The following is a 23,838-nucleotide window of genomic DNA, read 5'->3' as shown; positions in this document are numbered from 1 at the left end:
GTCGCCTGTACCCGCACAAGACGACCGTTCCACTGGCCGGTACGAAGAGATTAGGCCGAAAGGGTCTCGCACGACCCCGATCATCACCTAGCCTGCTCCCATGTCCGATTGGACGCTCTCACGGGCGAAGGCCAGGATCGACCGCCGCGAAGAGCTCGACGAGCTCACCGCGCGCATCCGCTACGAGGTGCGGGTGCACCTCAACGAGCCCACCGCGCACAACGCCTACGACGAGCTGACCGACATCTTCGCCATCGGGCACGCGGAGTGTTCGGCGCTGCTGAAACACCGCCGTGTCCTGCCGCTGTGGGAGCGGCTTCTGCTCCAGCGCTACACCCGGCGTCTCTACGGCAAGGCGATCTCGGCGACCGTCGGTGACCTCCCCGCCGACGCGGGGCCGGCGCCCGCGACCGCGTTCGGCCCGGAGATCGCCTCCCTGACCCCGGATTCCGGTGACACGGGGGCGAAGTTCGACCTGCAGGGCCGCGGCCTGGTCAACGTCTTCCGGATCGCCGCCGGACGGCACGGCGAGCTCTGGCCGGACCGCCACGACGTCGCGACGACGTCCGCGCGCAGTGTGCTCACCTGCTCCGCGGTCTTCCTGCGCCGCCGCGCCTGGCACGTCCTCTGGCCGGTGTACCGGGTGCGGGGCCTGCGGCTCTGGAAACTCTAGGAATTCCCCGGCGCTCGTCGCCGTTGAACCCGGCATGACCGATCGCGCCACCGAGATCCTCACCGGAGCGAAGACGATCGCCGTCGTGGGACTGAGCCGTGATCCGGCCAAGGCCTCGCACGGGGTCGCCGCCGTGCTGCGGGCACACGGGTTCCGGATCATCCCCGTCCACCCCACGGCCGACGAGTTGCTGGGCGAGAAGGTCTACCGCTCGCTCACCGACATCCCGGAGCCCGTCGACATCGTCGACGTCTTCCGGCCGTCCGAGGACACCCCGCCAATCGCCGAACAGGCCGTCGCGATCGGCGCGAAGGCACTCTGGCTGCAGCAGGGCATCGTCTCCGCCGAGTCCCGCCGGATCGCCGAAGAAGGCGGGCTGGCCTACGTCGAAGACCGCTGCACCGCCGTCGTCCGAGCGGTCGCGAACCTGTCTGTGCGTTAGAAACGCACTTCGCCCCGAACCCTCGCCGCGATTTTCCGGCGGGGGTTCGTTCATATCCGTGAACAAAAGTACGCCCCTTGCAATCATGGCCCCGATTCCGATCATCCGAACGGATTGGTCCAAACCGGTGATCTTGACGAGAAGCCTCCGAACTGGGAAAACTTGTCCGGCCGCCAGTTTGTTAAGAAACCTTCCCAAGGGTCGGGCGAGCTGTTAACGTCCGAATCCGCTTAGCGGAAACAGGTGCCGGCCATCGGTACCCCGGTCCAACGGAGGGCGAAGTGGGCACACCACGCGGCCTGGATTCCAGTGGCACACTCGAGCGCGGGCTCGCGGTTCTCGAGCACGTCGGTCAGAACCAGGAGATTTCCACCAACGCTATCGCCCGGCAACTGGGTCTCTCCCGGAGCGCCGCGTACCGCATAGTCGGCACCCTCAAGAACCTCGAATACCTCGAAGCCGATCGCACCACCGGCCGCGTGCGGCTCGGCACGCGGCTGGTCGAACTCGGCGCCCGCGCGATGGCGGCGACCGACCTCCACCGCTGCGCGCCGCGCTATCTCGCGTCGCTCGCCGAACGCAGCGGCGAGACGACGTATCTCGCCGTCCCCGACAACGACACGATGGTCTACGTCGCCACCGAACGCAGCGCCAACGCCGTCACCCTGGCCTGCCGCCTCGGCACCCGCCGCCCGCAGCACGCGACGTCGCTGGGCAAGGCGTGGCTGGCCGCGCTGCCCGAACAGGACCGCGTCGAACGCATCCGCCGGATGAAACTCGACAGTCTCACGCTCAAGACGATCAACGATCCGGCCCGGCTCCTCGACGACCTCGCCAGGACCAGCCGTCGTGGCTGGGCGGTGGACGACGTCGAAAACGAACCGGACGTCGGCTGTGTGGCCGCCGCCGTCCGCGACCACACCGGACGGCCGATCGCCGCGATCAGCATCGCGGGCCCCGCCGGCCGGGTGCTCCGCCGCACCGACGAACTGGGCGCGACAGTGGCGGGCACCGCGGCCGCCTTGTCGCTCCGGCTGGGTTACGTGCGCGCGCAAAGGGTCTGACGTGGGCTGGATCCAGGACTACCAGCCGGCGGGCGGGCTCTGGCCGTCCGCCGCGCTGGCGGCGCTGCCGATCATCGTGCTGCTGGTGACGCTGGGGGTCCTGCGCCGGTCGGCGCGTCTCTCGGCGGCGCTGGCGCTGATCACCGCGCTGCTGGTCGCGGTACTGCTGTACCGGATGCCCGCCGGGCTCGCCTTCGATTCCGCGGCCATGGGCCTCGTGTTCGGGGTGTGGTCGGTGGCCTGGATCGCGTTCCACGCCGTGTACTTCCACAACGTCACCGTCGCGACGGGACGATTCGACGACATCAAGGCGGTCCTCGCCGGGTTCAGTGAGGACCGCCGCCTCCAGGCGCTGCTGATCGCGTTCGGTTTCGGCGCGCTGCTGGAAGGGATCGCGGGCGGCGGCTCGCCGATCGCGATCACCGCGGCGATGATGGCCGCGCTCGGTTTCCCGCCGGTGAAGGCGGTCGTGCTCGCGTTGCTGGCGAACACCGCGCCGGTCGCGTTCGGCGGCCTCGGCAACCCGCTGATCGTGCTGGGCAGGCTGACCGCGCCGATCCTCGGCGAGAATCCCGAACAGGCGACGCAACTGTTCTCGTCGATGGTGGGCCGTCAGCTCCCGGTGCTGGCGCTGATCGTTCCCGGCTTCCTGATCGTGGTCCTCGCTGGCTGGAAACGGATGATCGAGGTCTGGCCCGCCGTGCTGACGGCCGGGCTGTCGTTCGCGGTCATGCAGTTCGTCACCTCGAACTTCATCAGTCCGAGCCTCGTCGACGTCGTCGCCGCGCTCGCCGCGATGGCCTCGCTGTGGATCTTGACGCGGTTCTGGCAGCCGTCGGCGGTCTGGCGGTTCGACGGCGAAGAACCGGTGCGGGCCGGGGCGAGCCTCGGTGCGGCGAAAGCCGGACGCGGCGCGCTGTACGCGTGGGCGCCGTACATCATCCTGATCGCGGCGATCTTCCTGTCCCGGATCGGCACGATCTTCAAGAACCTTCCCGAATGGCTGGACCTGACGAAACTGCTGCACAAGGCAGATTGGGTGTTCGCGTGGCCGGGGCTGCACAAGGAGGTCGTCCAGCACGCGCCGATCACGCCGAAGGACACCCCGTACGCGGCGACGTTGACCGTCGATTTCCTTTATTCGCCGGGAACGGTGGCCCTGATCGCGGCGATCGTGGCGGGATTCCTGATGGGCGCGAAACCGCGGCTGCTGCTGGCGACCTACCGCCGGACACTGCACCAGATGCGCTGGGCGCTGGCGACGATCTTCATGATCCTCGCGATCGCGTTCGTCATGAACTACTCGGGTGCGACGCAGACACTCGGCCTCGCGCTGGCGACGACCGGGGTGCTGTTCCCGTTGTTCTCCGCCTACATCGGCTGGCTGGGTGTCTTCCTCACCGGGTCGGACGCGTCGACGAACAGTCTCTTCGGGCCGATGCAGGTGATTTCGGCCCAGCAACTGCACGTCGACCCGATCCTTGCCGGCGCCACCAACACCTCCGGCGGCGTGATGGGCAAGATGATCTCGCCGCAGAACCTGTCCATCGGCGCCACCGCGATCGGGCGGTCCGGGCAGGAGGGCGCGCTGCTGCGGCAGACCTTCCTGTGGTCGGTCGTGCTGACCGCCGTGGTCGGAGGTATCGCGTTGCTGCAGGCGACCGTGCTGGAGTTCATGATCCCGTCGTGAACGAGAATGCGGGAATGTCCACAATGGTCACCCGATCTTTACCGGCCATTGGGCTGGATGGATGAACGCCAGGTTCGTTCACCGGAATGGGAACTACCGTTGTCCTCATGCCCATGACGCTGATCAAAGGTACGTTCCAGCTCGTCGGAGCCTCACCGGACGGCGATTCGGTCCGGTTCTATCCCGAAGATCCACAGGCGACCAAGAAGGCGGGACTGAAGGTCCGGCTCAATTCGCGGGGCGGGATGCAGCTGCGGCTCGACGCGATCGACGCGCTCGAAACGCATTACCAGGCCAGGGGAACCGGCGGGATGTGGCATCAGCCCGCGGAATTCGCCGACGCCGCCGCGGCGAACCTGCTGAAGGCACTCGGCTTCAAGACGGTCGAACGCGATGAACGGGGAACGGTCACTTCGTCGACGCCGATCAAGGTACCCGGTCACATACTGACGCGATTCGCCGACAAATACGGACGGGCGGTGGCGTTCGCCTTTCCCGGACAACGGCCGGGGCGGTCGGCGGATCTTTCCAAGGTCCATCTCGACGTCAAAACGCTGAAGAGCTCCGCGAACTACCGGCAGGTCGCGGACGGGCTCGTCTACCCGACGTTCTATTCACTGCTTTACCCCGATCTGCGCGACGCCCTGGCCGGAGCGGCGGTCGAAGCGCGGCAGAACGGGCTCGGGCTGTGGCCGCAGGACGTCACGAACTCCGGGTTCAAGCTCTCGTCTCGGCGGCAACTGGCCGACGAACTGGTGATCCTGCCGAAACTGTTCCGCAGGCTGGTCGACTACCTCGCGCTCGACGAAAGCGGCGGGGTCTCGCTGAGCGGTTTCTCCGACTTCCTCGATTCCCGCAACGACCGCCTGTTCACCGTCCCGGACGGGCACGCCACGGAATTCGAGACCTTGGTGAACGTGAAGCGGCAGACCGCGAACCTGACGACCGAGCCCGAGCGGATCGTCTTCATCGAGGCCTGAACCATGCCCCGTGTCGGCAAAAACACCGTACCTCCCTCCCCTTCCGCCGTGCTCATCTGAAAGGCGGGAGAGGGAGCCGATGCGAGGACACGGTTCACGGCGGCCGGAGGAGGCCGGTGGGCGGATGGAGACGGCTTCGAAACTCGTCGACACCATCCGCGTCCTTGTCGTGCGCTACTGCCGGGCGCGGGTCGGCCGCCGCTCGGGCAGCTACGACATCGCCGACGCGATCGCGAAGGACAGCTGCCGCGAGATCTTCGCCGGGGCGGACGGCGCGCCCGAGCTCCTCAGGTTCGCCTACGACGTCACGCGCGGCCTGGTGGACGACTTCCACCGGACCGCCGCCGAGCTGCCGAACCCGCTTTCGGGGCTGCCGGGCCGGCAGCGCGAGATCATGGTGCTGCGGTCGCTCGTCGGCCTTTCCACCGACGACACCGCGCTGGCGCTCGGCTGCTCCGTCCAGGCCGTCCGGCTGGGGCAGCACCGGGCGCTGAGCGCACTGCGTCCCACCCCCGCCTGACGCGTTTCGTCCTCTGAATGCGTTAGTTCGCACCACGCACTACCGCATTCAGAGGACTAATCGCGGGGGGTGCATTCCGCGGCCCGGTTCAGCAGCAGAGTGCGCTCGCGGTCGTTCCCGGTCATCTCGGCCGCGCGCTCGAACTCGGCGCGGGCCTCGTCGAGGCGGCCGAGCTTCGCCAGGAAGTCGCCGCGCACACTCGGCAGCAGGTGGTACGCCTTCAGCGCGGGCTCCGACAGCAGCTTGTCGACGACCTCCAGCCCCGCCTCCGGCCCGACGGCCATCGACAGCGCCACCGCCCGGTTCAGTTCGATCACCGGCGACGGATTCAGCTTCCCGAGCCCTTCGTACAGGACGGCGATCCGCGCCCAGTCCGTCTCGTCGCCCGTTCGCGCCCGCGCGTGACAGGCGGCGATGGCGGCCTGCGCCGCGTAGACGCCGAAAGCGCCGTCCGCCAGCGACTCGGCGAGCTCCAGCGCGGCGAGCCCGCGGCCGATCAGGAGCCGGTTCCATTTCGTCCGGTCCTGGTCCATCAGCAGCACGGGTTCGCCGTTCGGCCCGACGCGCGCGGCGGCCCGCGACGCCTGGATCTCCATCAGCGCGACGAGCCCGTGCACCTCGGGTTCCTTCGGCATCAGCCCGGCCAGGATCCGGCCGAGCCGCAAGGCCTCTTCGCACAGCGCGGGCCGCATCCAGTCCTCGCCCGCCGTCGCCGAATAGCCCTCGTTGAAGATCAGGTAGATGACCTCGAGCACCGAAGACAGGCGCGCGACCCTGTCCTCCCCCTCGGGCACCTCGAACGGCACCTTGGCGTCGCCGAGCGTCTTCTTCGCCCGGACGATCCGCTGCGCGATGGCCGTCTCCTTGGCGAGGAACGCCCGCGCGATCTCGTGCGTCTGGAGCCCGCCGATCATCTTCAGCGTCAGCGCCACCCTGGCCTCGGTCGACAGCACCGGGTGACAGGCGGTGAACACCAGCCGCAGCAGATCGTCCTCGATATGGTCGTCGAGCCCCGCGGTGAAGTCGGGATCCTCCTCGAACTCCAGCTCGCGGCCGATCTCGCCGAGCTTCTTCTCGTACCGCTCGTTGCGCCGGAAGGTGTCGACGGCGCGGCGTTTCGCCGTGGTCATGAGCCAGGCGCCCGGGTTTCTCGGGACGCCCGACTCAGGCCACTGTTCGAGCGCGGCGACCAGCGCGTCCTGCGCCAGTTCCTCCGCGAGTCCGACATCGCGCGTCATCCGCGCGAGGCCGGCGATGAGGCGGGCCGATTCGATCCGCCACACCGCGTCGATCGCCGAACGGGGGTCTGCTGTTGCCGTCACGCCGACCAATCAACATCGTCGGCGCGACGACCGCAACCACTAGTTCGCTCCGGCGGCCTGCTCCCGCAGCTTCTGCTCGTGCTCGACGATCTCCGGGGTCGCGTTGTCGAAGTCCTCCAGCTCCGCGATCCGGCGGATCTCGATCTCGCCCTCACGGAACGGCGCGCGCTTCATCCATTCGACGACCTCGGCCTTGTCCTTGACCTGCAGGATCCAGAAACCGGCGATGAGTTCCTTGCTCTCGGCGAAGGGCCCGTCGACGACCCTGGCCTCGGTGGTGCCGTCGTACTGGATGCGGAAACCCTCGGCGCTGGGGAGCAGGCCTTCACCCGCGAGCATGACGCCGGCCTTCACCAGCTCCTCGTTGAACTTCCCCATCTCCTGAAGGTCCTCGGCGCTCGGCTGGGCACCGGCCGCGTCGGTCTTCTCGTCGCTCTTGACAATCACCATGAACCGCATCTCGCGTCTCCGTTCCGGCGGGGCTCGTCCCTGCCACATCTACGCGTCGATCGGGCACCCCCGGTTTCGACACGGTCCCCGAACTTTTTCCGCGGCTATTCGAGCAGCCGGAAAACCGCAGGTCAAGCGCCCATGCGAGAATGTCCCCCCGTGGCGCCCCTCCCCGAAACCCTCCGCTCCGCCCTCGACGAAGAGCTGGGCAAGTACCCGCAGAACAGGCTGACGCAGTCCGTCGAGCGGCTCAGCACGCGCTACCGCGAGAACAACCCCGCGAGCGCGCCCATCCTCTCTTCCGAGGTCGAGATCGCGGCGTACGCGGGCTACCGGATGCCGGCGACGTACGCGGCCGTACACGCCGTTCTCGCCGAAGCCGCCCTCCGCGCTCCCGGGTTCGCTCCCCGGACGCAGATCGACGTCGGCGGCGGGACCGGTGCCGCGATCTGGGCGGCGGCCGGCGTGTGGCCGTCGCTGGAGGAGAGCACCGTCGTCGAGCAGGTCGCGGGCGCGATCGCGCTGGGGCGGCGGCTCGCGGGGAACGCCGGGGACAAGGCCGTCCGTTACTCGACCTGGCGACGTGGTCTGATCGACCCGTCGGCTCCCGCGCCGGAGGCCGATCTGGTGACGCTCTCCTATGTCCTCGGCGAGCTGCCCGAAGCACGCCGGGCCGACGCCGTTCGCTGGCTGTCGGCGAAGGCCGGGATGCTCGTCCTGATCGAACCCGGCACCCCCGCCGGCTACGAACGGATCGTCGAAGCGCGGGATCAGCTCGTCGAGCTCGGGCTCTCCCTGGTCGCGCCCTGTCCGCACGAGGGCGCGTGCCCGATCCCGCGCGGCAAGGACTGGTGTCATTTCTCCGCGCGTCTCCCGCGCACCGGCCTGCACCGTCAGCTCAAGGCCGGCACGCTCGGCTTCGAGGACGAGAAGTTCTCCTACGTCGTCGCGTCGCGCACGGCACCGGAACGCGCCGACGCCCGCATCCTGCGGCATCCGGCCAAACGCAAGGGCATGGTCGGCCTCTCCCTCTGCGCCGGAGCCGGGCTCACCGAAACGATCGTCACCAAACGGCACGGCCCGGCCTACCGCGCGGCCCGCGACGCCGAATGGGGCGACGCCTGGCCCGCTCAGTCCACTATGGACTGACGACCGCGCCGCGCCTGATCGCCGACGGCGGCGAGCAACGCGCCGAGCGCCGGATTGTCGTTGCTCCGCCGCCACATCAGTTCGAGTTCGACCGGGCGGTTTTCGACACCGTCCACCGGACGGAGCGCCACCCCCTCGAACCGCAGCGCGGCGGCCGCGGCAGGCACCAGCGCGACCCCGAGTTCCGCCTTCACCAGCGCGAGCACCGTATGCACCTGACAGGGGTACTGCGTGTACTCCGGCAGCACCCTGGCGGCGCGGAACACCGCCACGACCAGGTCGTGGAAGTAGCGGCCCTCCGACGGCGAATACATGATGAACGGTTCGCCGTCGAAGTCGCGGACTTCGGGATTCTTCTTGCGCCGCGCCAAAGGATGCGCCGACGGCAACGCCGCCAGCAGCGGCTCCCGCCACAGTGGCAGGGTCACGACGTCGGCTCCCGTGACCGGCGGCCGGATCATGCCGAGATCGATACCGCCCGTCAGCAGTTCCTCCACCTGCGCCGACGTCACCATCTCCCGGAGCACGAGATCGACGCCGGGCATTTCGGCGTTCGCCACCGCGATGACGCGTTCGAGGTAGGAATACGCCGCCGTGGCGGTGAAACCGAGCGTGACGACCCCGGCCTCGCCCTTCTTCGCCCGCCGGGCGTACAGCGTCGCCTCTTGTGCCGAACGAAGAATCTTCCTTGCCTCGGCGAGAAAAACGCGGCCCGCCGGGGTCATCCGGACCGCGCGGTGCGTCCGGTCGAAAAGCTCGACCCCCAGTTCACGCTCCAGCAACTGGATCCGCCTGCTCAACGGCGGCTGGGTCATCGAGAGCCGCTCCGCCGCCCGGCCGTAGTGCAGTTCCTCGGCCACCGCGACGAAACTGACCAGCTGCTCCAGGGAAAACACCCAGCCAGTCTAGGTATCGCCGACGGGCGGACAAGCGCCGAATCGGTATCGTTCAGCGCGGGATTTCCACCGTGCGGTCGATGATCCCGTTCGCCACGGAAAGGATCTTGCGATTGTTGCTCCGCGCGTAGGCCCGCAATACGCCGAACGCGTCGTCCACCGAAACCCGGAGCCGTTCGGCGAGAACGCCTTTCGCCTGCTCGATGGTCACCCTGCTGTTCAACGCGGTCTGGAGCTGCGCGGCGACGATCTCCTGCCGCTGCCACGTCCGGTGATGCAGGATGCCGATCGTGGCGATGTCCGCGAGCGCTCGCCCCAGGCGCAATCCGTCGTCGTCGAGCGGCGCGGGACGGGTGTCGAAGAGGTTCAGCGCGCCGATCACCTCTTCACGAAGCCGCATCGGCAAGGCGTACACGGAACGGAATCCGGCGTTTTCCGCCTCCCTGGAGAACTTCGGCCAGCGTCCGCCCGCCCGCGCCAGATCCGGGCAGGCGACCGGCTCGGCGCACCGGTAACTGTCCAGGCCAGGCCCCTCGGAGTTCCGCAGCTGGAACAATTCGAGCAGGCGGGTCTTTTCCTCGGACGCGGCGACCATGGTGAGGGTGCCGCGCGCGTCGGCGAGCAGCAGCCCGGCGGTGCCGACACCGAGCAGCTCGACGCATCTGCACGTGAACAGATCGAGGAACTCGACGAGGTCGAAGTCGTCGACGAGGGTGTCCGCCAACTGGACGAAGGTCTCGCGCAAGCCGGCCGTCGGGTCGGTCATCGTCTCTGCTGTCTCCTTGGGCTCACGTCCGTCGAGGCTCGGACCGGAACGTGACCCGGCGAAGCACCACGTCCATGGCGACCTCGTCGAGCTTCCGGTCGTTGGCGTAGGCATAGGCGCGCAAACGCGCGAGCGCGTCCGCGAGCCCGATGCCGAGCTGGACCGACACCATGCCCGCGGCCTGGTGCACCCGGTCGCGATGGCCGGTGAATCCGCGATCGATCATTCCGGCCAGCCCCGGCCCGCCCGCCTCGGCCTCGGCGACGGCGAGGGTCAGCACCGCTTCGGCGCAGACGAGTGCTTGCGCCCGGCCCTCCCTCGACGGAGCCCCGGCGAATTCGCGATAACAGTCGACGACGCCCACTTTGATCGCACCGGCCTGGATCGGCACCGCGATGATCGATTTCACGCGCCGGTCACTCGCCTCCGGCGCGAACATCGGCCATCGGAGTGATGCCTCCGAACTGGTCACATCGGTTACGACGACGAGCATACCGCCGCGCACCACTTCCACCGCGGGACCTTCGCCCAAGGTGAACTGCAGATCTTCCAATTCACGGCTTCTTTCGTCCGTGGCGAAGACCGGCTCGGCGAGATCTCCGCCGCCGGTGAGCGCGAGCCCGACACCCACGGCGTCGAGTACCTCTCCGCAAATGACGCAGGCGTGTTCGATCGAGACCGGTGAATCGGTTTCCGAAGCGAGAAAACACATCTTCGCCCAGACCGAAGCCGCGCGATCGTGCCGTCGAATCCCCATGGCGTGCCTCCCCGGCGTTGCCCGGTATCGGACGGGCCCGCCGGGAGCAAGGGCGAACAGTGCGTACGACTTGTCCGCACCAGGGCCATTCTCCCATGTTTCGGAGCCGAATTCCCCGGCCCCAATGGTCCGTTCGGCCGGTTCCGGTTCACCGGTCCGCGCCTAGGGTGGAATCCGAGACCGCTTGTCCCCGGCCCCCGGCAACGGCAACTCGTCGGCGAGCTCTGGAGGGGCCATGTGCGTTCGCATTCTCGAAACCCGTGCCAAACGCGAGAATCCATTCGTCCGGTTGCTGATCCGCATTCAGCTCAAGGCGTCCTGGCGCTGAGCGCTGGCGCGCAGCCTGCTGATCGCGCGGTGTTTGGTCACCCGCACCCGTGACGACGTCGTCCCGAGCGCCGCCGCGGTCTCGTTCGACGTCAGCTCGCCGATCACCCGCATTCCCAGCACCTCACGGTGGGAGATCGGCAGTGTCCGCATCAGCCTGCCGAGCCGGAGCCCGAGGTCGGTCCGCAGGGCGCGCTGCTCGGGCTCCTCCGCGGCCCCCGCCGGACGTTCGGGGAGTTCGCCGGTCAGCACCTGCCTGCTCCGCGCGGCCTTCCGGAAGACGTCGGCGACCTTGTTCGCCGCGATGGCGCGCAGGAGGAACAGGAAGGAGCCGCCGCGGCGGCCGTAGCCGGGGAGCGCGACGAAGACCGCGAGGCAGATCTCCTGCGCGACGTCGGCCGGTTCGGGATAGGTCAGTTCATGGCCGCCGAGGCGGGTCTCGGCGTACTGCCGCGCCCACCGCACGAGGGCGGCCATGAGGTCGTCCATGGCGTGCGGCGCGCCGTCCACCGCGGCCTTGGCGAGGGCGTCCCAGCAGGCGGGGGAAATCCACGTCTCGCCGCCGCCGGTTCTTCGCATCGGAAACTCGTCGCTCATGTCCCGCTCCCCACGGATGAGAAAACCCGGCCGCCGGGGTCCAGGACGGAACCCGGCCCACGGTAGTCGACGAATCCGGCCACCTCAATCGACGAAAGGCCCGCGACGAATTGTCCGGCCCGGCGGAAAACCGGACAGATTCCCACCAATGGTCTGGACATCTCAGCGTCCGGCGACGTAACTTCCCGTGCTGAGACCCCTCGCCAAGGTCACGCCAAGGCCGGGAACGCGCCCCCGGCCGACATCCGCAAGCACCGCCGTGGCGCGTCCGCGCTCCGCGGCGGGATTCCGCCGAGGAGTGAACTGTGCGCATCCGCAAGAAGATCCGGCGCGTTTTGACCGCGTTGGCGGTCGCCCTCCCCCTGGTCACCGGAGTAGCGGCGCTTTCGGCGCCCGCCGCGGTCGCCGCGGGCCCCGATCCGCTGCCACTGACCGTCACCAACGATTCGGGCCGCTCCGACGCGGTCCACCTCTACGTGCTCGGCACGAACCTCAACACCGGGAAACTCGGCTACGTCGACGCCGGCGGCACCTTCACCCCGTGGCCGCCGGGCGCGAACCCGCCGAGCCCCGCGCCGGACGTCTCGATCGCGGGCCCCGGCAACGGCGGCTCGACCACGCTGCGGATCCCGCGGATGCTCTCGGGCCGGGTCTACATGTCGTTCGGGCAGAAGATCAAGTTCTTCCTGACGCCGGACGGGCTCGTGCAGCCCGCGCCGTGGGCCGACGGCGACCCGAACCGCGACATCCTGTTCGACTGGAGCGAATTCACCTACGACAACGGCGGGCTGTTCATCAACAGCTCGCAGGTCGACATGTTCAGCGTGCCGCACGCCGTCGGGCTCACCAACGGGGCGGGGACGAACAAGGAGGCCGGACGGCTCAAGGCGGGTGGCCGCGAAGCCATCTTCAACGCCGTCCAAGGGCAGTCCGGTTTCTCGAACCTGGTGCGGGACCGGCTGCGGGTGCTCGCTCCCGGCAAGGGGCTCGACACCGGCAAGTTCAGCGGGACCTACCTCGACGGCTACGTCACCAGCGCCTGGAACACCTACAAGTCGACACCGCTGACCGTGGTCCCGTTCGAAGCCGAACCCGGCAAGAAGTTCACCGGCCGGACCGGCGGGGACGACGTCCTGCGCTTCACCGACACCTCGGGCGCCACGGTGGCGTCGTTCAGCAAGCCGAGCACCCGTGACGTCTTCAACTGCGACGGACGGCTGCACGCGCCGAACGACCAGGTCGTCGGCCCGATCGCGCGGACACTGTGCGCGGCCCTGCACCGCTCGACGCTCGGCACCCTGCACACGCAGCCGACCTACGACGCGGGCCAGTTCTACAAGCAGCCCGTGACCGACCACTACTCGCGGATCGTGCACGAGCAGATGGTCGACGGGAAGGCGTACGGTTTCGCCTTCGACGACGTCGGGCACTTCGAGTCGCTGGTGCACGACGGCGACCCGCGGACGGCGCGGATCGTCCTCACCGCGTTCTAGGGTCCGGGCGGCCAGGCGCTCCTGCCGCGAAAGCCACTTTCGCAACGGTGAAGGTTGCGAAAGTGGCTTTCGCAACACGACACGTTCGCCTTACCCCGATAGTTCGCAACACGCCACGTTCGCCTTACCTCGCCCCGCTCCCGATCCGCCAGGCCGACATGCCGATCCCGCTCGGCACGCGCGAGAACGTCGTCGGCGGCGGCTCGGGAGTGCTCAGGCGCTCCAGCTCCTCCGGCGTGTACCGCACGCATTTCCGGTGCCATTCCAGGATTCCGGCCATCCAGTCCTTCATGTTGTCCGCGTACCGGGTCAGCACCGCGCGGACGTCGTCGTCGAGCCCGAGGTCGTCGCACATCCGCGGCAGCCCCTCGTCGGCGAGCTGCTCGAACTGCTCCATCCGCGCGTTCATCAGCCGGGCCGCGATGTCACGGGCCTCGATCCGGCCGACCTCCAGGAAACGTTCGACGACGAAGACGAGGTTGTGCACCTCACCCTCGTACTCGATCTCCTTCTGATAGGAGAAGAGATCGTTGGCGAAAGTCGCGTAGTCCTGAGCCGCGGTGTCAAGCTCGAACAGCACCCGGTTCTGGTGGATCTCCGGCGGCACGACCTCGCCGAGCCGGAGCCGGGCGAGGCTCTTAGTCAGGTCCGAACCGAACGTCCGCCGCCGCATCTCCACGTAGTCGACCGGGTCGGGGACCCGGTTCTGCGCCTGGTTCGCCACCTCCCAGACCCAGCTCGCGGTCATCCGCTCGATCGCCCGCCGGAACTCCGCCCGCGCGGGTGGGGTCAGCGGTCCGGCGGCGCGGTTCCACAGGTCCGCGAGGCCGCGCTCGACCGGGTTCGACGGCTTCGGCACCGGCTCGCCGTCGAGCGGCATGAAGAGGGAAAGCCGGTCATCGCACAGTTTCGCGGCGACGGGGTCCCTTCTCATCCCGAAGACCAGCGGAAAGTAGTCGTCGCCGTAGGTTCCCCAGGTCAGCCAGTCCGACGACAGTTTGAGCTGTTCGAGATCCGAGTCCGCGTGGATCATCGCGGCGCAGTGCGGCAGGTCGATACCGCGCATGCGGCGCTCGTCCCAGATCCCGCCTTCCTCGAACATCCCCATCTCCCGTGCCCAGCCCGGCGCGTACTCGCGGGCGGCGGCGAGGTGGGGGCTGGTGCGCACGGGATACGGCATGCGGAAATCCGGCAGGGGCAGCTGCCCGGCCTTCGCGAACGGCGGGGGCGCCTGCTGCCGCACCCGCTGGACGAGCCCCAGCCGGTTCGGCGAAAGCCCCGTCGGCTCGGTCACGCCCTCGTTCATGTACCGGCTCGACCGCGCGTGCCATTCGTGCCCGCCGGACTGCCAATCCTGCAGGCCCTTGACGTAAAGGCCGACCGCGATCTGCTCGGACAGCGAGACGTCGCGTTCGGCCAGCAGCGCGGGCACCTCGACCAGCGCGGTGTTCTCGAACTGCTGCAACCGCGAGGTCAGCAGGTCGTTGGTGAGATCGGCGGCATCCTGCGTCGGGCAGTCGAGGAACTTCTCGAAAACGAGGACCGCGTTGGAATTCTCTCCCTCTTCGCGTACTTCGCGTTGGTAGGAAAAGAGATCGTTGCGAAGGTGGACGGCGTCGGCGAACGTGTCGCGCAGGACCTCCATCGGCCTGGTCGCCGCGATCCCGTCCGGCACTTCGGCGCCGACGGCGTATTCGATGAGGTTCGCCGACCACGGCGCACCGCCGACCCGGCGACGCATCTGGACGTATTCGATGGGGTTCGCGATCCGGCCGCGGTCGATGTTGTCCAGTTCCCAGAGCGATTCGACCATCAGGTTGTGCGTACTGGTGACGAAACGTCGTCGCCAGGCCTCCGACATCGAGGGAATGGTCCGCGCCCAGAGATCTTCGAGCCCTGCTTCGGCGGGATTCCCCGGTTCCGGTGACGTTTCCCCCGGCCCGGTCATGAACAGTTCCAACCGGTCGAGATAAGCCTTCGCGCCCTCGATGTCCCGGGTGTACTTGAATTGCGCGAGAAAATCGTCGTCGAAGAAGAACACCCACACGTACCAGTCCGTGACCAGATCGAGGGACGGCCCGTCACAGTCCGGATGGGTGTGCGCGCAGAGCAGCGCGTAGTCCATTTTCGCGAGTGCCTGTTCGGTCCAGACGACATCGCCGGACGGCGACGGTGAATCGAGCATCCCCATTCGCCTTGCCCAAGCCATACTGTGCGCCCGCGCCGCTTCGAGATGCGGATTCATCCTGGCCGGATGCGGCACGTAGAACTCGGGCAAGGTGAAAGCCTGCATCTGCGAGTGCCTCCCGGGCCGGTGTCGGATCAGTTCCGACGTTTCCAGCCCGCGGCCGCGCCGGGCAACCGTCCACCCGAGCGATTCACGGTGCCATCGAGTGAATCAAGACCAGAGGGACGCCGAATCGACATACGGCGCGAGCAATCCGGTCAAGATCGGGTCGCCGTTCCCGTTCAAAGCGTCCTCGGCGATCCGGCGGGCGACACCGGCCAGGAAATCGGCGGCCTGCACCCGCGGATCGGTCCGTGAATCCACGAATTTCACCCCGGCCAATCCAGGGCTCGACTCGATCCGGGCGAGCCGGTCCCCTTTGAGCGACGGTTGTTCGTCGTGGACGAGAAAGACCCGCTCCCCGCCCCCGCTCCAGTATTCGACGGCGCGGAGGATCGCGGGCACCAGCGGATCGAGGATCTTGGCGTCACGCGCCGCGGCGACCTTCGCCCTCAATTCCGCGCTGTCGCCGACCATGGCGAAGAACGACTCCGCCGCCGGATCCCCGCGATTCCTGGCCCGCAGCACGTCGTTGAACGCGGCGAGGAGTTCGTCGTCCGGCCGGATCCCCGGCCCGGCGAGCGCGCGCAGTTCGTTCGCCAGCAGCCGCTTCTTGTCCACGAGGTACACGTGGGCTCGCCCGTGGACCGGGCCGAGCGGCCCGAGGAACCATTCGAGGACACGCCGGTGCTTCGTCCGGAGAAGATGGTTCGCCTTGTACTCGACCGCCGGCGAACGGATCCTCCGCCGCAGCTCGACCAGGCAGGCGGCGGCTTCTTCGGGACTCAGCCGGACCCCGGCGTGCGCGAACACGTCGGTCTCCCCGCCGATCAGCTTCTCGCCCTCGGACCCGGACTCGTCGCAGGAGATCTCCAGGGGCACGCCGCGCATCGTGCCCGATCACCCCGGCGACGTCGAGCCGGTTACGCGGGCTCGGGCAGCGGCTCACCGGTCTCGAGCAACGTCTTGAGGCTCGACAGGATCGACGGCCAACCGCCCTTGACCATCTCCAGCGCGGTGCTGCCAGGGTCGAAACCGTCGTGCACCACGGTCAGTTTCACCGTGTCACCGGCGGGTTCGAGATCGAAGGTGACCTTCGACCGCGATTCCGCCTGGAGCTTCGCCGACACGTCGTCGTCGAGCCCCACCGACTTGGCGAACTCCGGCGTGAAAGTGTGCCACGTGTAGGACAGCCGCCGGTACGGGTCGGATTCGAGGACGACCTGTTCGGGGTCCTCCAGCTTCACGCCGAGCTGCTCCCAGGCCACCGTCGACCCGGGCTTCCAGTCCGAAGTGAACTCACAACCCCAGTACCGCTTGGTGAAGGCCGGATCGGTGAGCGCCCGCCAAAGCCGCTCCGGCGTCGTCCTGATGTAGCTGGTGTACACGAATTCGTCGGTGCTCATGGGTTCCTGCTCCAATGCCTTCTTGAGGTCGGCGAGCGCGTCGACGCGGCCCTGGTGGTACCGGTCGATCCAGCGCTCGGCGATCGCGTTGATCGGCTCCGCGTTCACGTAGTGCAACTTCTCGCGGCCACGACGCACCGTGGTCACCAGATTGGCCGCTTCCAGGACGCCAAGATGCTTGCTGACCGACTGCCGCGCCATGTCCAGCCCCGCGCACAGCTCACGCAGGGTCTGCCCGTTGCGGGCGTTCAGGTCGTCGAGCAACCGGCGACGACTGGGGTCCGCCAATGCCTTGAAGACCTCGTCCATGCCGCTCTCCCTGATATGCAGCTGCTTGGCTGCCTTTGCAGGTTAGGCAGCCAAGTGGCTGCATGTCAAGCGGTCGCTCAGGTTTCCCCGCACGAATTCCGCTGTTTCCGCCGTCACCGTCGAGGACCTCGGAATCGGGCCGTGCCTCCCCCTAAGGGCGCGTCATCCCGGCTTCGACCACATGGGGGAAGAAATCACGGACCAAACACGCGAGACAGCCGTTGCTCTGACTCCATGTACTGAGCAGCGTGGCCTGGTGCACGGCTAGGGCGCCGAAAGCGCGGCCCGGGCGGCGGTTCCCCAAGCTGATCCTGCCGTCAGCCCCGCTCGGTGTCCCGCTGTTCGGCTTCAGCCTTCCGCGGCTGAGCCGGATTCGCCCGGCGCGGGAGACGGCGACGCCCTGAGGACGGTCGATCTTGAGCCGCCAAGGGGGCTCGAACCCCTGACCTTCTGTTTACAAGTCCCCTCCGCAGCCATGTCAGCCAGTGCCGCGAAGTGCCGAATTTTGACCATCCATGCAGGTCAACGCGGACCTCTGACTGCGGCGGGTGTCGCGCCGTGCCATGCCGTGTCGGGCTCTACTTCGGCAACGGAGCCCAATCGGAGACTGCGTGTCCGGTAGGCTCAGCGTTAAAGCCCGGCAGATCGGGCGCAGGTGCTCGAAGTTGCCTTAGGCAGGATTCCATTCCATTTCACCGAGGCACCATCCACTGATACCGGCCAGTTTGCCTTGCCAGAACATTCCGTTGTCCGGTATGCACGACTGCCCTGGGGTGCAGACACCCGCTTCGCAAAAGTGGATGACCATACTGACGTCCACCCTGGCCGTCGCGTCCTGAAACCGATCAGGCGGCCCCTTCGGCGGCCGCTCTCACCGCAATCTGATCACTGGAGCGGTTCTTGCGCGAGCACTACCGGCTGGCCACCGGAGCCGACCTGCCGAGCGGGCACAGCTGGCCGCAACTACGGAAGTTCCTCTTCGAGACCGAACTGGGTACGAGCGAGCAGTTCGCGAGCGCGTACGTCGCCCTCGCGCGGACCCTCGCCATCCCGGCTCGGCTGGTGGTCGGCTTCCGGCCACGGGGAGGACGGCACCGGAGACGACGGCTGGACATTCCCGTTCGGTCCGGTCCTGATCACTCTCGCGTCGCTGATGGTGGCCTGGTTCGCCGGGATCCCGCTGGCCAAGGGTGCGCGGGCGTGGCGACGGCGACGTCAGCCGGACATCGGCGCGGTACTCGGTGCCTGCCGGGAGGCCAAGGACCTGCTATGCAAGCAGCGCGTCTCGTGTACCGCGGGCACGACGGTCCGCGACCTGGCTGCGGCCGCTCACGGCACCGTCGACCAGTCCACAGTGGACGTGGCACTGTGGTCAGGCGTAGGCACCGGGGGCCACACACCGGCCTGCAGGCGTGGGCAGCGGTGCGGGCAGTGCGGCGCGGCCTTGCCCGGCGTAGACTGCGCGCGGCTACGTACCGCCGTGAACCCTCGCACGTTGTCGTCGGCCCAGTCGTGAGGCGACCGCGCGGATAACCGGTACTGAAACCGGATGTGGCGATCCGCGACATCGAACTGTCCGACAACTGGCATCGCGGTCGATACTTGCTAATGTTGGTGGGTCTGAAATCCCTAGTGGACACTGAGTGCATCGCATTGAGAGGCACGAGTTGCGCGAACCGACCGTCGCCGACGTAATGACCAGAGCCACCGTCACCGCGGCACCCGATACGACGTTCAGTGAGATTGTCTCCGCATTGATCGACACCGGGGCCAGCGCGCTGCCGGTGATCGACCCTGCAGGTCGGCTCATCGGGGTCGTCGACGAGGCGGACGTTCTGGCCAAGCTCGAATTCCGTTGCGGTACCGACGCGCGGCCACTGCTGGCGGGCGCCCAGACCCGGGCACGATGGCGCAAGTCCTCGGCGACAACCGCGGCTGACCTGATGACCGCGCCGGCAACCACGATCGGCGCCGAAGCTCCACTCAGTGCCGCTATGCGAAGTCTTGCTTGCGCGCAGCTCCGCCAACTGTGCGTGGTGGATCACACCGACCTGCTGGTCGGCGTGCTCGCCCGCCCCGACGCCCTGCGCCTGTTCCTGCGCAGCGACGCCGCCATCAAGGCCGACATCGAGGAACTCGCCGTCGGCGCCCGTTACGGAGCCGACGACGTGACCGTCCAGGTCAGTGCTGGAATCGTCACCCTTGACGGCACACTCGCCCTGCGTAGCACCGTCGAACACGCCGGTCGGACGGCATGCGGCGTCCCCGGCGTGGTCGCCATTCACAACAACCTGCGCTTCGAATTCGACGACCAGATGTGCACCTGATCATGCGCAGCGAAGGCGCGTTGTCCAGCCGGTACGACGCGCTGACGCAGGTCCAGAGCCATGCCACCAGGTCGAGCACGCGTATCGCCGCGTTGTTACGGGTGTAACATAGTTGTGTGACCGATGATTCGCACAAGTCGACCTGGTTGGTGATCAGCGTGTCCACCGCGGGCGCGGCCGGAACGCTGCGGGTACAGGTGTGGCGCAAGCTGCGCTCGCTCGGAGCGCTCTACCTGCAGCAGTCGGTGTGCCTGCTGCCCGCCCGGCCCGAGGTGGTGCGGGAGGTGCGGCGGCTGACCGACCGGATCCACCACCAGGGCGGGCAGGCCCGCGTGCTGCGGATGACGTTCACCGACCACGGCGACGAGCAGGCGGTGATCGCCGATCTCAACGTCGCCCGCGACGCCGAATACGCCGAAGTCCTCGAACGGTTACCCGCGCTGCGCCAGGAACTGGCCGACGAACGCGCTCGCGGCAACGCCACCTACGCCGAGGTCGAGGAGTCCGAAGCCGACTTGGAACGCTTCCGTGCCTGGCTGGGCAAGATCTCCGCCCGCGACTACTTCGCCGCACCCGGCGGCCAGGCCGCCCGCGACGCCATCGAGGAGGCAGCCGCCGAGCTGGCCGCGTTCGAGGAAGCCGCTTTGCGCGCCGAAGCTCCCGAACCCACCCCGACCGGCGAGGCCGCACCGCGCCTACGGGTGGCGGATCGGCCGTGACCGGCTCGTTCTGGGCCGACCTGCTCCTCGGCATCACCGCCGCGCTGCTGCTGACTTGGCTCGCCCTGGTCATCGTGCTGGCCATCGCCCGACCGCGTGGCGGGCTGCTACGGGAAGCTTTACGGCTGCTGCCAGACCTACTGCGCCTGGTGCGTCGGCTGGCAGCCGACAAGACGCTGCCTCGCGGCGTCCGGATCCGGCTGGGTCTGCTGCTGGCGTACCTGGCGCTCCCGATCGACCTGATACCCGACTTCATCCCGATCTTGGGCTACGCCGACGACGCCATCATCGTCACCGTTGTCCTGCGCGGCGTCGTCCGCCGCGCGGGTATCGACGCCGTCCGCGGACACTGGCCCGGCACCGACGACGGGTTCGCCGCCGTCACCCGCCTCGCCGGCTTGAAGCACCTCGCCCCGTGAAAGCGGGAAACTCCAAGGTGTCAGCAGAACCCTGCGCGGACCTTCTCACGGTCTGGCGCCGAACCGAATTCACCCGGTTGGCAGGTGGTTTCGAGCACGGACATCCACAGATCGCCGTCGGGGTCGACCTGGTTGCGACGGCTGGTCATCAGCGACAACGGGACATGGACGAAGCGTCGCCGCCAGCGTGCGACAGCGGCCTCGGTACGACCTGCCATGGCGGCGTGCACCGCGGCATGGGCCAGACGCAGGCAGTAGACGCTGTCATAAGCGTTGGCGGCGATGCTGCGGATCGCGTAACTCGGGTCTATGTAGCGCATCGTGGGGACAAGGCCGACCGCGGTCAGGTGGGCCGCGATGGCCTCGTTGAGCAGCTCCCCGATATTGCCGAGTTTGAGGTTGCCCGAGGCGTCGGTGCCACGACCGTTGAGCTGAAGCAGGCCCTCTTTTTCGAGAAGGTCTTGGCCCGCCCCCTCGGCGAGGACGATGACCACGTAGCCCTTGGCTCGCACGCGCCGCTCGACATGGGCCAGCAGGCCGTCCGCTCCCCCGAGGGCGAAGGGGACCTCGGGGATCAAGACGATGTCCGCGCCGTTGGCGGCCAACGCGGCGTAGCTGGCGATGAACCCGGAATGCCGGCCCATCAGCTTCACGATCCCGACACCGTTCGGGCTGGACGCGGCTTCGACGGAGACCGACGATATGAAGTCGGTGGCCCGCGCGAACGCGCTTTGAAAACCGAACGACTGATCGGTGAAGGGCAGGTCGTTGTCGATCGTCTTCGGCACACCGATGACCGCGATGTCGAGACCACGTGCCTTGATCGCCTCGCTGAGGAACGTCGCGGCGCGCATCCCCCCGTCGCCACCGATGACGAACAGGATGTTGATGTCTCGCAAGACGAGGCTGTCGACCATTTCGTCGGCGTCTTGGCCACCGCGTGAGCTGCCAAGGATGGTGCCACCGGCGTTGTGGATGTCGCGGACGCGCTCGGGGGTCAGTTCGACGGTGTCGTGGCGGTGTTCGGCCGTCAGCCCCTGGAGGCCGTTCCGGAAACCCAGGATCCGCTTGACCTTGTAGTGCACGGCGAGTTCCTGGACGAGACCGCGGATGACGTTGTTGAGACCGGGACACAGTCCTCCGCAGGTGACGATGCCGGCGGTCACGTTCGCGGGGTCGAAATAGATCTTCCGGCGAGGCCCGGCGGCTTCGAAACTCGGGACCGCACCGGCCGGGAGGTCGTGGCCTGCCAGCATGGACACGGTGTCCTCGAGCAGGACACGGTCGCCCTCCGCGACGTAATGCGGAGAGGTCTGCTTGGTGGAGAGCATCTCGGAGAACGGCGAATCGAAACGGCACTCGCCGAGGCGGCGAACGCGGAGGTCGTCCAGGTGCAACGTCACCGAATCTCCTTGATCGTAGGTGCTTTCCGGCTGGCTATCCGAAGATCGTGTGCGTGACGTGCCGAACCTGGCCCCTGGAGATCAGGAGTGATTCGACGATCGTCCCGCCGTCACCTTTTCTCGGCCGTCCGACGAGTGGCCCGCCGCTGACGCCGGTGGCGACGAAGAAGGCGTCGCCCGCCACGAGTTCGTCACGCTCGTAGACGCGGTCGACGGACATGCCCGCCGCGCGGATCGCCGCCGCCTCCTCGTCCCGTTGCGGGACAAGGCGGCCCAGCATGCCGCCACCCAGCGCGCGGACCGCCGCGGCGGTCATCACCCCTTCCGGCGTGCCGCCGACCCCGAGGAGCAGGTCGACGTCGAGCGTCGGCAGGAGCACCGCCAGGCTCCCCCCGACATCGCCCCCGGCCGGTGTCTGCACCGCCGCGCCCGCGTCGACCACCCTGGCGATCAGGTCCTTGTGCCGCGGCTTGTCCATGATGACGACGCGAAGCTCGGAGACCTTCTTGCCGAGCGCCCTGGCGACCTTGCTCAAGGTGCGCTCGGGAGAGTCGTCGAGATCGATGACGTCCTTCGCCGGGGGCGGCACCACGATCTTGTCCATGTAGAACCCCGGCCCTGGCGACCACAGGGTGCCGGCCTCGCCGAACGCGATCGTCGCCAGGGAACCGGGGAGATCCTTGGCACAGAAGGAGGTTCCTTCGAGCGGGTCCACGGCGATGTCGAAGTCCGGCCCCTGGCCGTCGCCCACGATCTCCCCGTTGAACAACATCGGGGCGTCGTCCTTCTCCCCCTCCCCGATGACGACGGTCCCCCGCCCTGGCGCGTCGGCCAGCGCTTCCCGCATGGCCGTGGTCGCCGCCGCGTCCGCGGCCTTCTGATCGTGCCGCCCCACCCACGCGTAGCTGGCCACCGCGGCGCGGCAGGTGGCGGCCAGCGCCACCGCCTCCAAGGTGTGGATGTCGGCGGTGTTCCGCGGTGCGACCTGCATCTTGGACTCCTCTGTTCGGACGTGGCATCAGGACGAGATCGCGGTACCGGTCACTCGAGATTCGCGTGCAGGCGCCAGAGTTCGCGGGCCTGGGTACCGCCGGACTTCCACAGCGTGTGGAACAACGCGTCGGTGATCAGCAGGACGGACTGTTCGAACAGGCTGCCCGCGTACTGGATGGACGCGGTTCCGTCGAAGTCCTGCTTGTCCGCGGCCGGGACGACGAGGACCTCGGTCGCGATCTTCCCCAGCGGCGAGTCGGCCGCCGTGGTCAGCGCGATCACGTCCGCGCCCTGGTCGCGTGCGGTCTGCGCGGCCCGGACCACCCGTGCGGTCGTCCCCGAGCCCGACGCCGCCACTAGCACGTCGCGCGAGCCGATCGCCGGCGCGGTCACCTCACCGACGACGTGGGTGGGGAGCCCGAGGTGCATGAACCGCATCGCGGCCATCTGGAGGGCCAGACCGCTCCGCCCGGTACCGATCGTGAACACCTTCGGCGCCTTGAGCAACAACGCTCCGGCACGCGTCCAGGCCGGGTAGTGCACGCCGGCGCTGACCTTGTCCACTTCTCCGACGACGGCACGCGTCGCGTCCGAGAAACGACCGGGATCGAGATTCTTCGAAATCGATTGCGTCATCGAGATCTTCCTCCGCATCGCGGGACGGGTGGTCTTCACCGTCCACTCGCTTCATTGAGAAAAAATGATTGCCCACCGGGGTGAAACCCCTCAAGACGTCCGGCATCGGGAACCGCTATCCCCTGATCACGAAAACGAATGGACACCGTGATCAGCGCGCGGTCGGCCGGCCCCCCCGGCCCCCCCGGGCGCCGGGAACCGAAACAGGGGGCG

At 68.0% G+C, this 23,838-nt stretch carries 24 protein-coding genes and 1 pseudogene; 13 read left to right on the top strand and 12 right to left on the bottom strand.

Annotation, left to right across the window (positions count from 1 at the left end; all coding sequences use genetic code 11):
• The first annotated feature begins 100 nt into the window (after positions 1-100).
• The 6 genes from ACFVM3_RS24460 (at position 101) to ACFVM3_RS24435 (ending at position 5,369) form a co-directional block, all read left to right on the top strand.
• Positions 101-673 (top strand): hypothetical protein, encoded by a 573-nt coding sequence (locus ACFVM3_RS24460; protein ID WP_378442033.1) that lies wholly within the window; start codon positions 101-103, stop codon positions 671-673.
• A gap of 34 nt (positions 674-707) precedes the next feature.
• On the top strand, positions 708-1,115 hold the full coding sequence (locus ACFVM3_RS24455) for a CoA-binding protein (RefSeq protein WP_378442031.1): 408 nt from the start codon (positions 708-710) through the stop codon (positions 1,113-1,115).
• 281 nt (positions 1,116-1,396) lie between these two features.
• Positions 1,397-2,179, top strand: coding sequence for an IclR family transcriptional regulator (locus tag ACFVM3_RS24450; protein WP_378442029.1), 783 nt, complete (start codon positions 1,397-1,399; stop codon positions 2,177-2,179).
• Between the two features lies 1 nt (position 2,180).
• A complete protein-coding gene (locus ACFVM3_RS24445; RefSeq protein ID WP_378442028.1) occupies positions 2,181-3,869 on the top strand; it encodes an L-lactate permease in 1,689 nt (562 codons plus the stop codon).
• Positions 3,870-3,976: 107 nt separating this feature from the next.
• Positions 3,977-4,849 (top strand): nuclease, encoded by an 873-nt coding sequence (locus ACFVM3_RS24440; RefSeq protein ID WP_378442026.1) that lies wholly within the window; start codon positions 3,977-3,979, stop codon positions 4,847-4,849.
• 124 nt (positions 4,850-4,973) lie between these two features.
• The gene (locus tag ACFVM3_RS24435) at positions 4,974-5,369 is read left to right on the top strand and encodes a sigma factor-like helix-turn-helix DNA-binding protein (RefSeq protein WP_378442024.1); all 396 of its coding nucleotides are present in this window, start codon (positions 4,974-4,976) and stop codon (positions 5,367-5,369) included.
• 56 nt (positions 5,370-5,425) lie between these two features.
• On the opposite strand, the gene ACFVM3_RS24430 is transcribed toward ACFVM3_RS24435, so the two are convergent.
• Positions 5,426-6,700: an RNA polymerase sigma factor gene (locus ACFVM3_RS24430; RefSeq protein WP_378442022.1), complete on the bottom strand. Its 1,275-nt coding sequence runs from the start codon at positions 6,698-6,700 to the stop codon at positions 5,426-5,428.
• A 30-nt stretch (positions 6,701-6,730) separates the two neighbouring features.
• The gene (locus tag ACFVM3_RS24425) at positions 6,731-7,150 is read right to left on the bottom strand and encodes a YciI family protein (protein WP_378442020.1); all 420 of its coding nucleotides are present in this window, start codon (positions 7,148-7,150) and stop codon (positions 6,731-6,733) included.
• 132 nt (positions 7,151-7,282) lie between these two features.
• Between ACFVM3_RS24425 and ACFVM3_RS24420 the strand changes: the two genes are divergently transcribed.
• A complete protein-coding gene (locus ACFVM3_RS24420) occupies positions 7,283-8,290 on the top strand; it encodes a small ribosomal subunit Rsm22 family protein (protein WP_378442018.1) in 1,008 nt (335 codons plus the stop codon).
• Here ACFVM3_RS24420 and ACFVM3_RS24415 read toward each other — a convergent pair.
• The 4 genes from ACFVM3_RS24415 to ACFVM3_RS24400 all read right to left on the bottom strand — a co-directional run bounded on the left by ACFVM3_RS24415 (position 8,272) and on the right by ACFVM3_RS24400 (position 11,633).
• Positions 8,272-9,186, bottom strand: a complete 915-nt coding sequence (locus tag ACFVM3_RS24415) for a LysR substrate-binding domain-containing protein (RefSeq protein ID WP_378442016.1) — start codon at positions 9,184-9,186, stop codon at positions 8,272-8,274. The two genes, ACFVM3_RS24420 and ACFVM3_RS24415, sit on opposite strands and share 19 nt — an antisense overlap.
• Before the next feature lie 52 nt (positions 9,187-9,238).
• Positions 9,239-9,952: a GAF and ANTAR domain-containing protein gene (locus ACFVM3_RS24410; protein WP_378442014.1), complete on the bottom strand. Its 714-nt coding sequence runs from the start codon at positions 9,950-9,952 to the stop codon at positions 9,239-9,241.
• Between the two features lie 22 nt (positions 9,953-9,974).
• Positions 9,975-10,709, bottom strand: coding sequence for a GAF and ANTAR domain-containing protein (locus ACFVM3_RS24405; RefSeq protein WP_378442012.1), 735 nt, complete (start codon positions 10,707-10,709; stop codon positions 9,975-9,977).
• Between the two features lie 303 nt (positions 10,710-11,012).
• On the bottom strand, positions 11,013-11,633 hold the full coding sequence (locus ACFVM3_RS24400; protein ID WP_378442010.1) for a sigma-70 family RNA polymerase sigma factor: 621 nt from the start codon (positions 11,631-11,633) through the stop codon (positions 11,013-11,015).
• 305 nt (positions 11,634-11,938) lie between these two features.
• Here ACFVM3_RS24400 and ACFVM3_RS24395 point away from each other — a divergent pair, with 305 nt between their 5' ends.
• A complete protein-coding gene (locus ACFVM3_RS24395; RefSeq protein WP_378442008.1) occupies positions 11,939-13,126 on the top strand; it encodes a glycoside hydrolase family 64 protein in 1,188 nt (395 codons plus the stop codon).
• 124 nt (positions 13,127-13,250) lie between these two features.
• Here ACFVM3_RS24395 and ACFVM3_RS24390 read toward each other — a convergent pair whose 3' ends face one another.
• The 3 genes from ACFVM3_RS24390 to ACFVM3_RS24380 form a co-directional block, all read right to left on the bottom strand.
• On the bottom strand, positions 13,251-15,419 hold the full coding sequence (locus tag ACFVM3_RS24390; protein WP_378442007.1) for a germacradienol/geosmin synthase: 2,169 nt from the start codon (positions 15,417-15,419) through the stop codon (positions 13,251-13,253).
• Positions 15,420-15,524: 105 nt separating this feature from the next.
• The gene (locus ACFVM3_RS24385; RefSeq protein WP_378442005.1) at positions 15,525-16,304 is read right to left on the bottom strand and encodes a DUF3800 domain-containing protein; all 780 of its coding nucleotides are present in this window, start codon (positions 16,302-16,304) and stop codon (positions 15,525-15,527) included.
• A gap of 32 nt (positions 16,305-16,336) precedes the next feature.
• Entirely contained in the window at positions 16,337-17,128 is a 792-nt protein-coding gene (locus ACFVM3_RS24380; protein ID WP_378442003.1) for an ArsR/SmtB family transcription factor, read from the bottom strand.
• 900 nt (positions 17,129-18,028) lie between these two features.
• On the opposite strand from ACFVM3_RS24380, the pseudogene ACFVM3_RS24375 reads away from it, so the two are divergent.
• The 5 genes and pseudogenes from ACFVM3_RS24375 to ACFVM3_RS24355 all read left to right on the top strand — a co-directional run.
• Positions 18,029-18,199: pseudogene (locus tag ACFVM3_RS24375) on the top strand (transglutaminase domain-containing protein); the annotation flags it as partial.
• Between the two features lie 82 nt (positions 18,200-18,281).
• Entirely contained in the window at positions 18,282-18,644 is a 363-nt protein-coding gene (locus tag ACFVM3_RS24370) for a hypothetical protein (RefSeq protein WP_378442082.1), read from the top strand.
• 151 nt (positions 18,645-18,795) lie between these two features.
• A complete protein-coding gene (locus ACFVM3_RS24365) occupies positions 18,796-19,455 on the top strand; it encodes a CBS domain-containing protein (protein WP_378442001.1) in 660 nt (219 codons plus the stop codon).
• Positions 19,456-19,571: 116 nt separating this feature from the next.
• Positions 19,572-20,174 carry a Chromate resistance protein ChrB gene (locus tag ACFVM3_RS24360; protein ID WP_378441999.1) on the top strand — a complete coding sequence of 201 codons (603 nt, stop codon included), beginning with the start codon at positions 19,572-19,574 and terminating at the stop codon, positions 20,172-20,174.
• Positions 20,171-20,593, top strand: a complete 423-nt coding sequence (locus ACFVM3_RS24355) for a YkvA family protein (RefSeq protein ID WP_378441997.1) — start codon at positions 20,171-20,173, stop codon at positions 20,591-20,593. Before ACFVM3_RS24360 ends, ACFVM3_RS24355 begins: the two co-directional genes overlap by 4 nt.
• A gap of 20 nt (positions 20,594-20,613) precedes the next feature.
• Here ACFVM3_RS24355 and ACFVM3_RS24350 read toward each other — a convergent pair whose 3' ends face one another.
• The 3 genes from ACFVM3_RS24350 to hxlB are packed head-to-tail and all read right to left on the bottom strand — an operon-like array spanning position 20,614 to position 23,625.
• Entirely contained in the window at positions 20,614-21,996 is a 1,383-nt protein-coding gene (locus tag ACFVM3_RS24350; protein ID WP_378441995.1) for an ATP-dependent 6-phosphofructokinase, read from the bottom strand.
• 34 nt (positions 21,997-22,030) lie between these two features.
• A complete protein-coding gene (locus tag ACFVM3_RS24345; RefSeq protein ID WP_378441993.1) occupies positions 22,031-22,987 on the bottom strand; it encodes a fructose-bisphosphatase class II family protein in 957 nt (318 codons plus the stop codon).
• Positions 22,988-23,037: 50 nt separating this feature from the next.
• On the bottom strand, positions 23,038-23,625 hold the full coding sequence (gene hxlB, locus ACFVM3_RS24340; protein ID WP_378441992.1) for a 6-phospho-3-hexuloisomerase: 588 nt from the start codon (positions 23,623-23,625) through the stop codon (positions 23,038-23,040).
• Between the last annotated feature and the right edge of the window lie 213 nt (positions 23,626-23,838).

It is taken from the genome of Amycolatopsis sp. NPDC057786 (assembly GCF_042797905.1).
Lineage (GTDB): Bacteria > Actinomycetota > Actinomycetes > Mycobacteriales > Pseudonocardiaceae > Amycolatopsis.
This window is presented reverse-complemented; position numbering and strand designations above follow the sequence as displayed.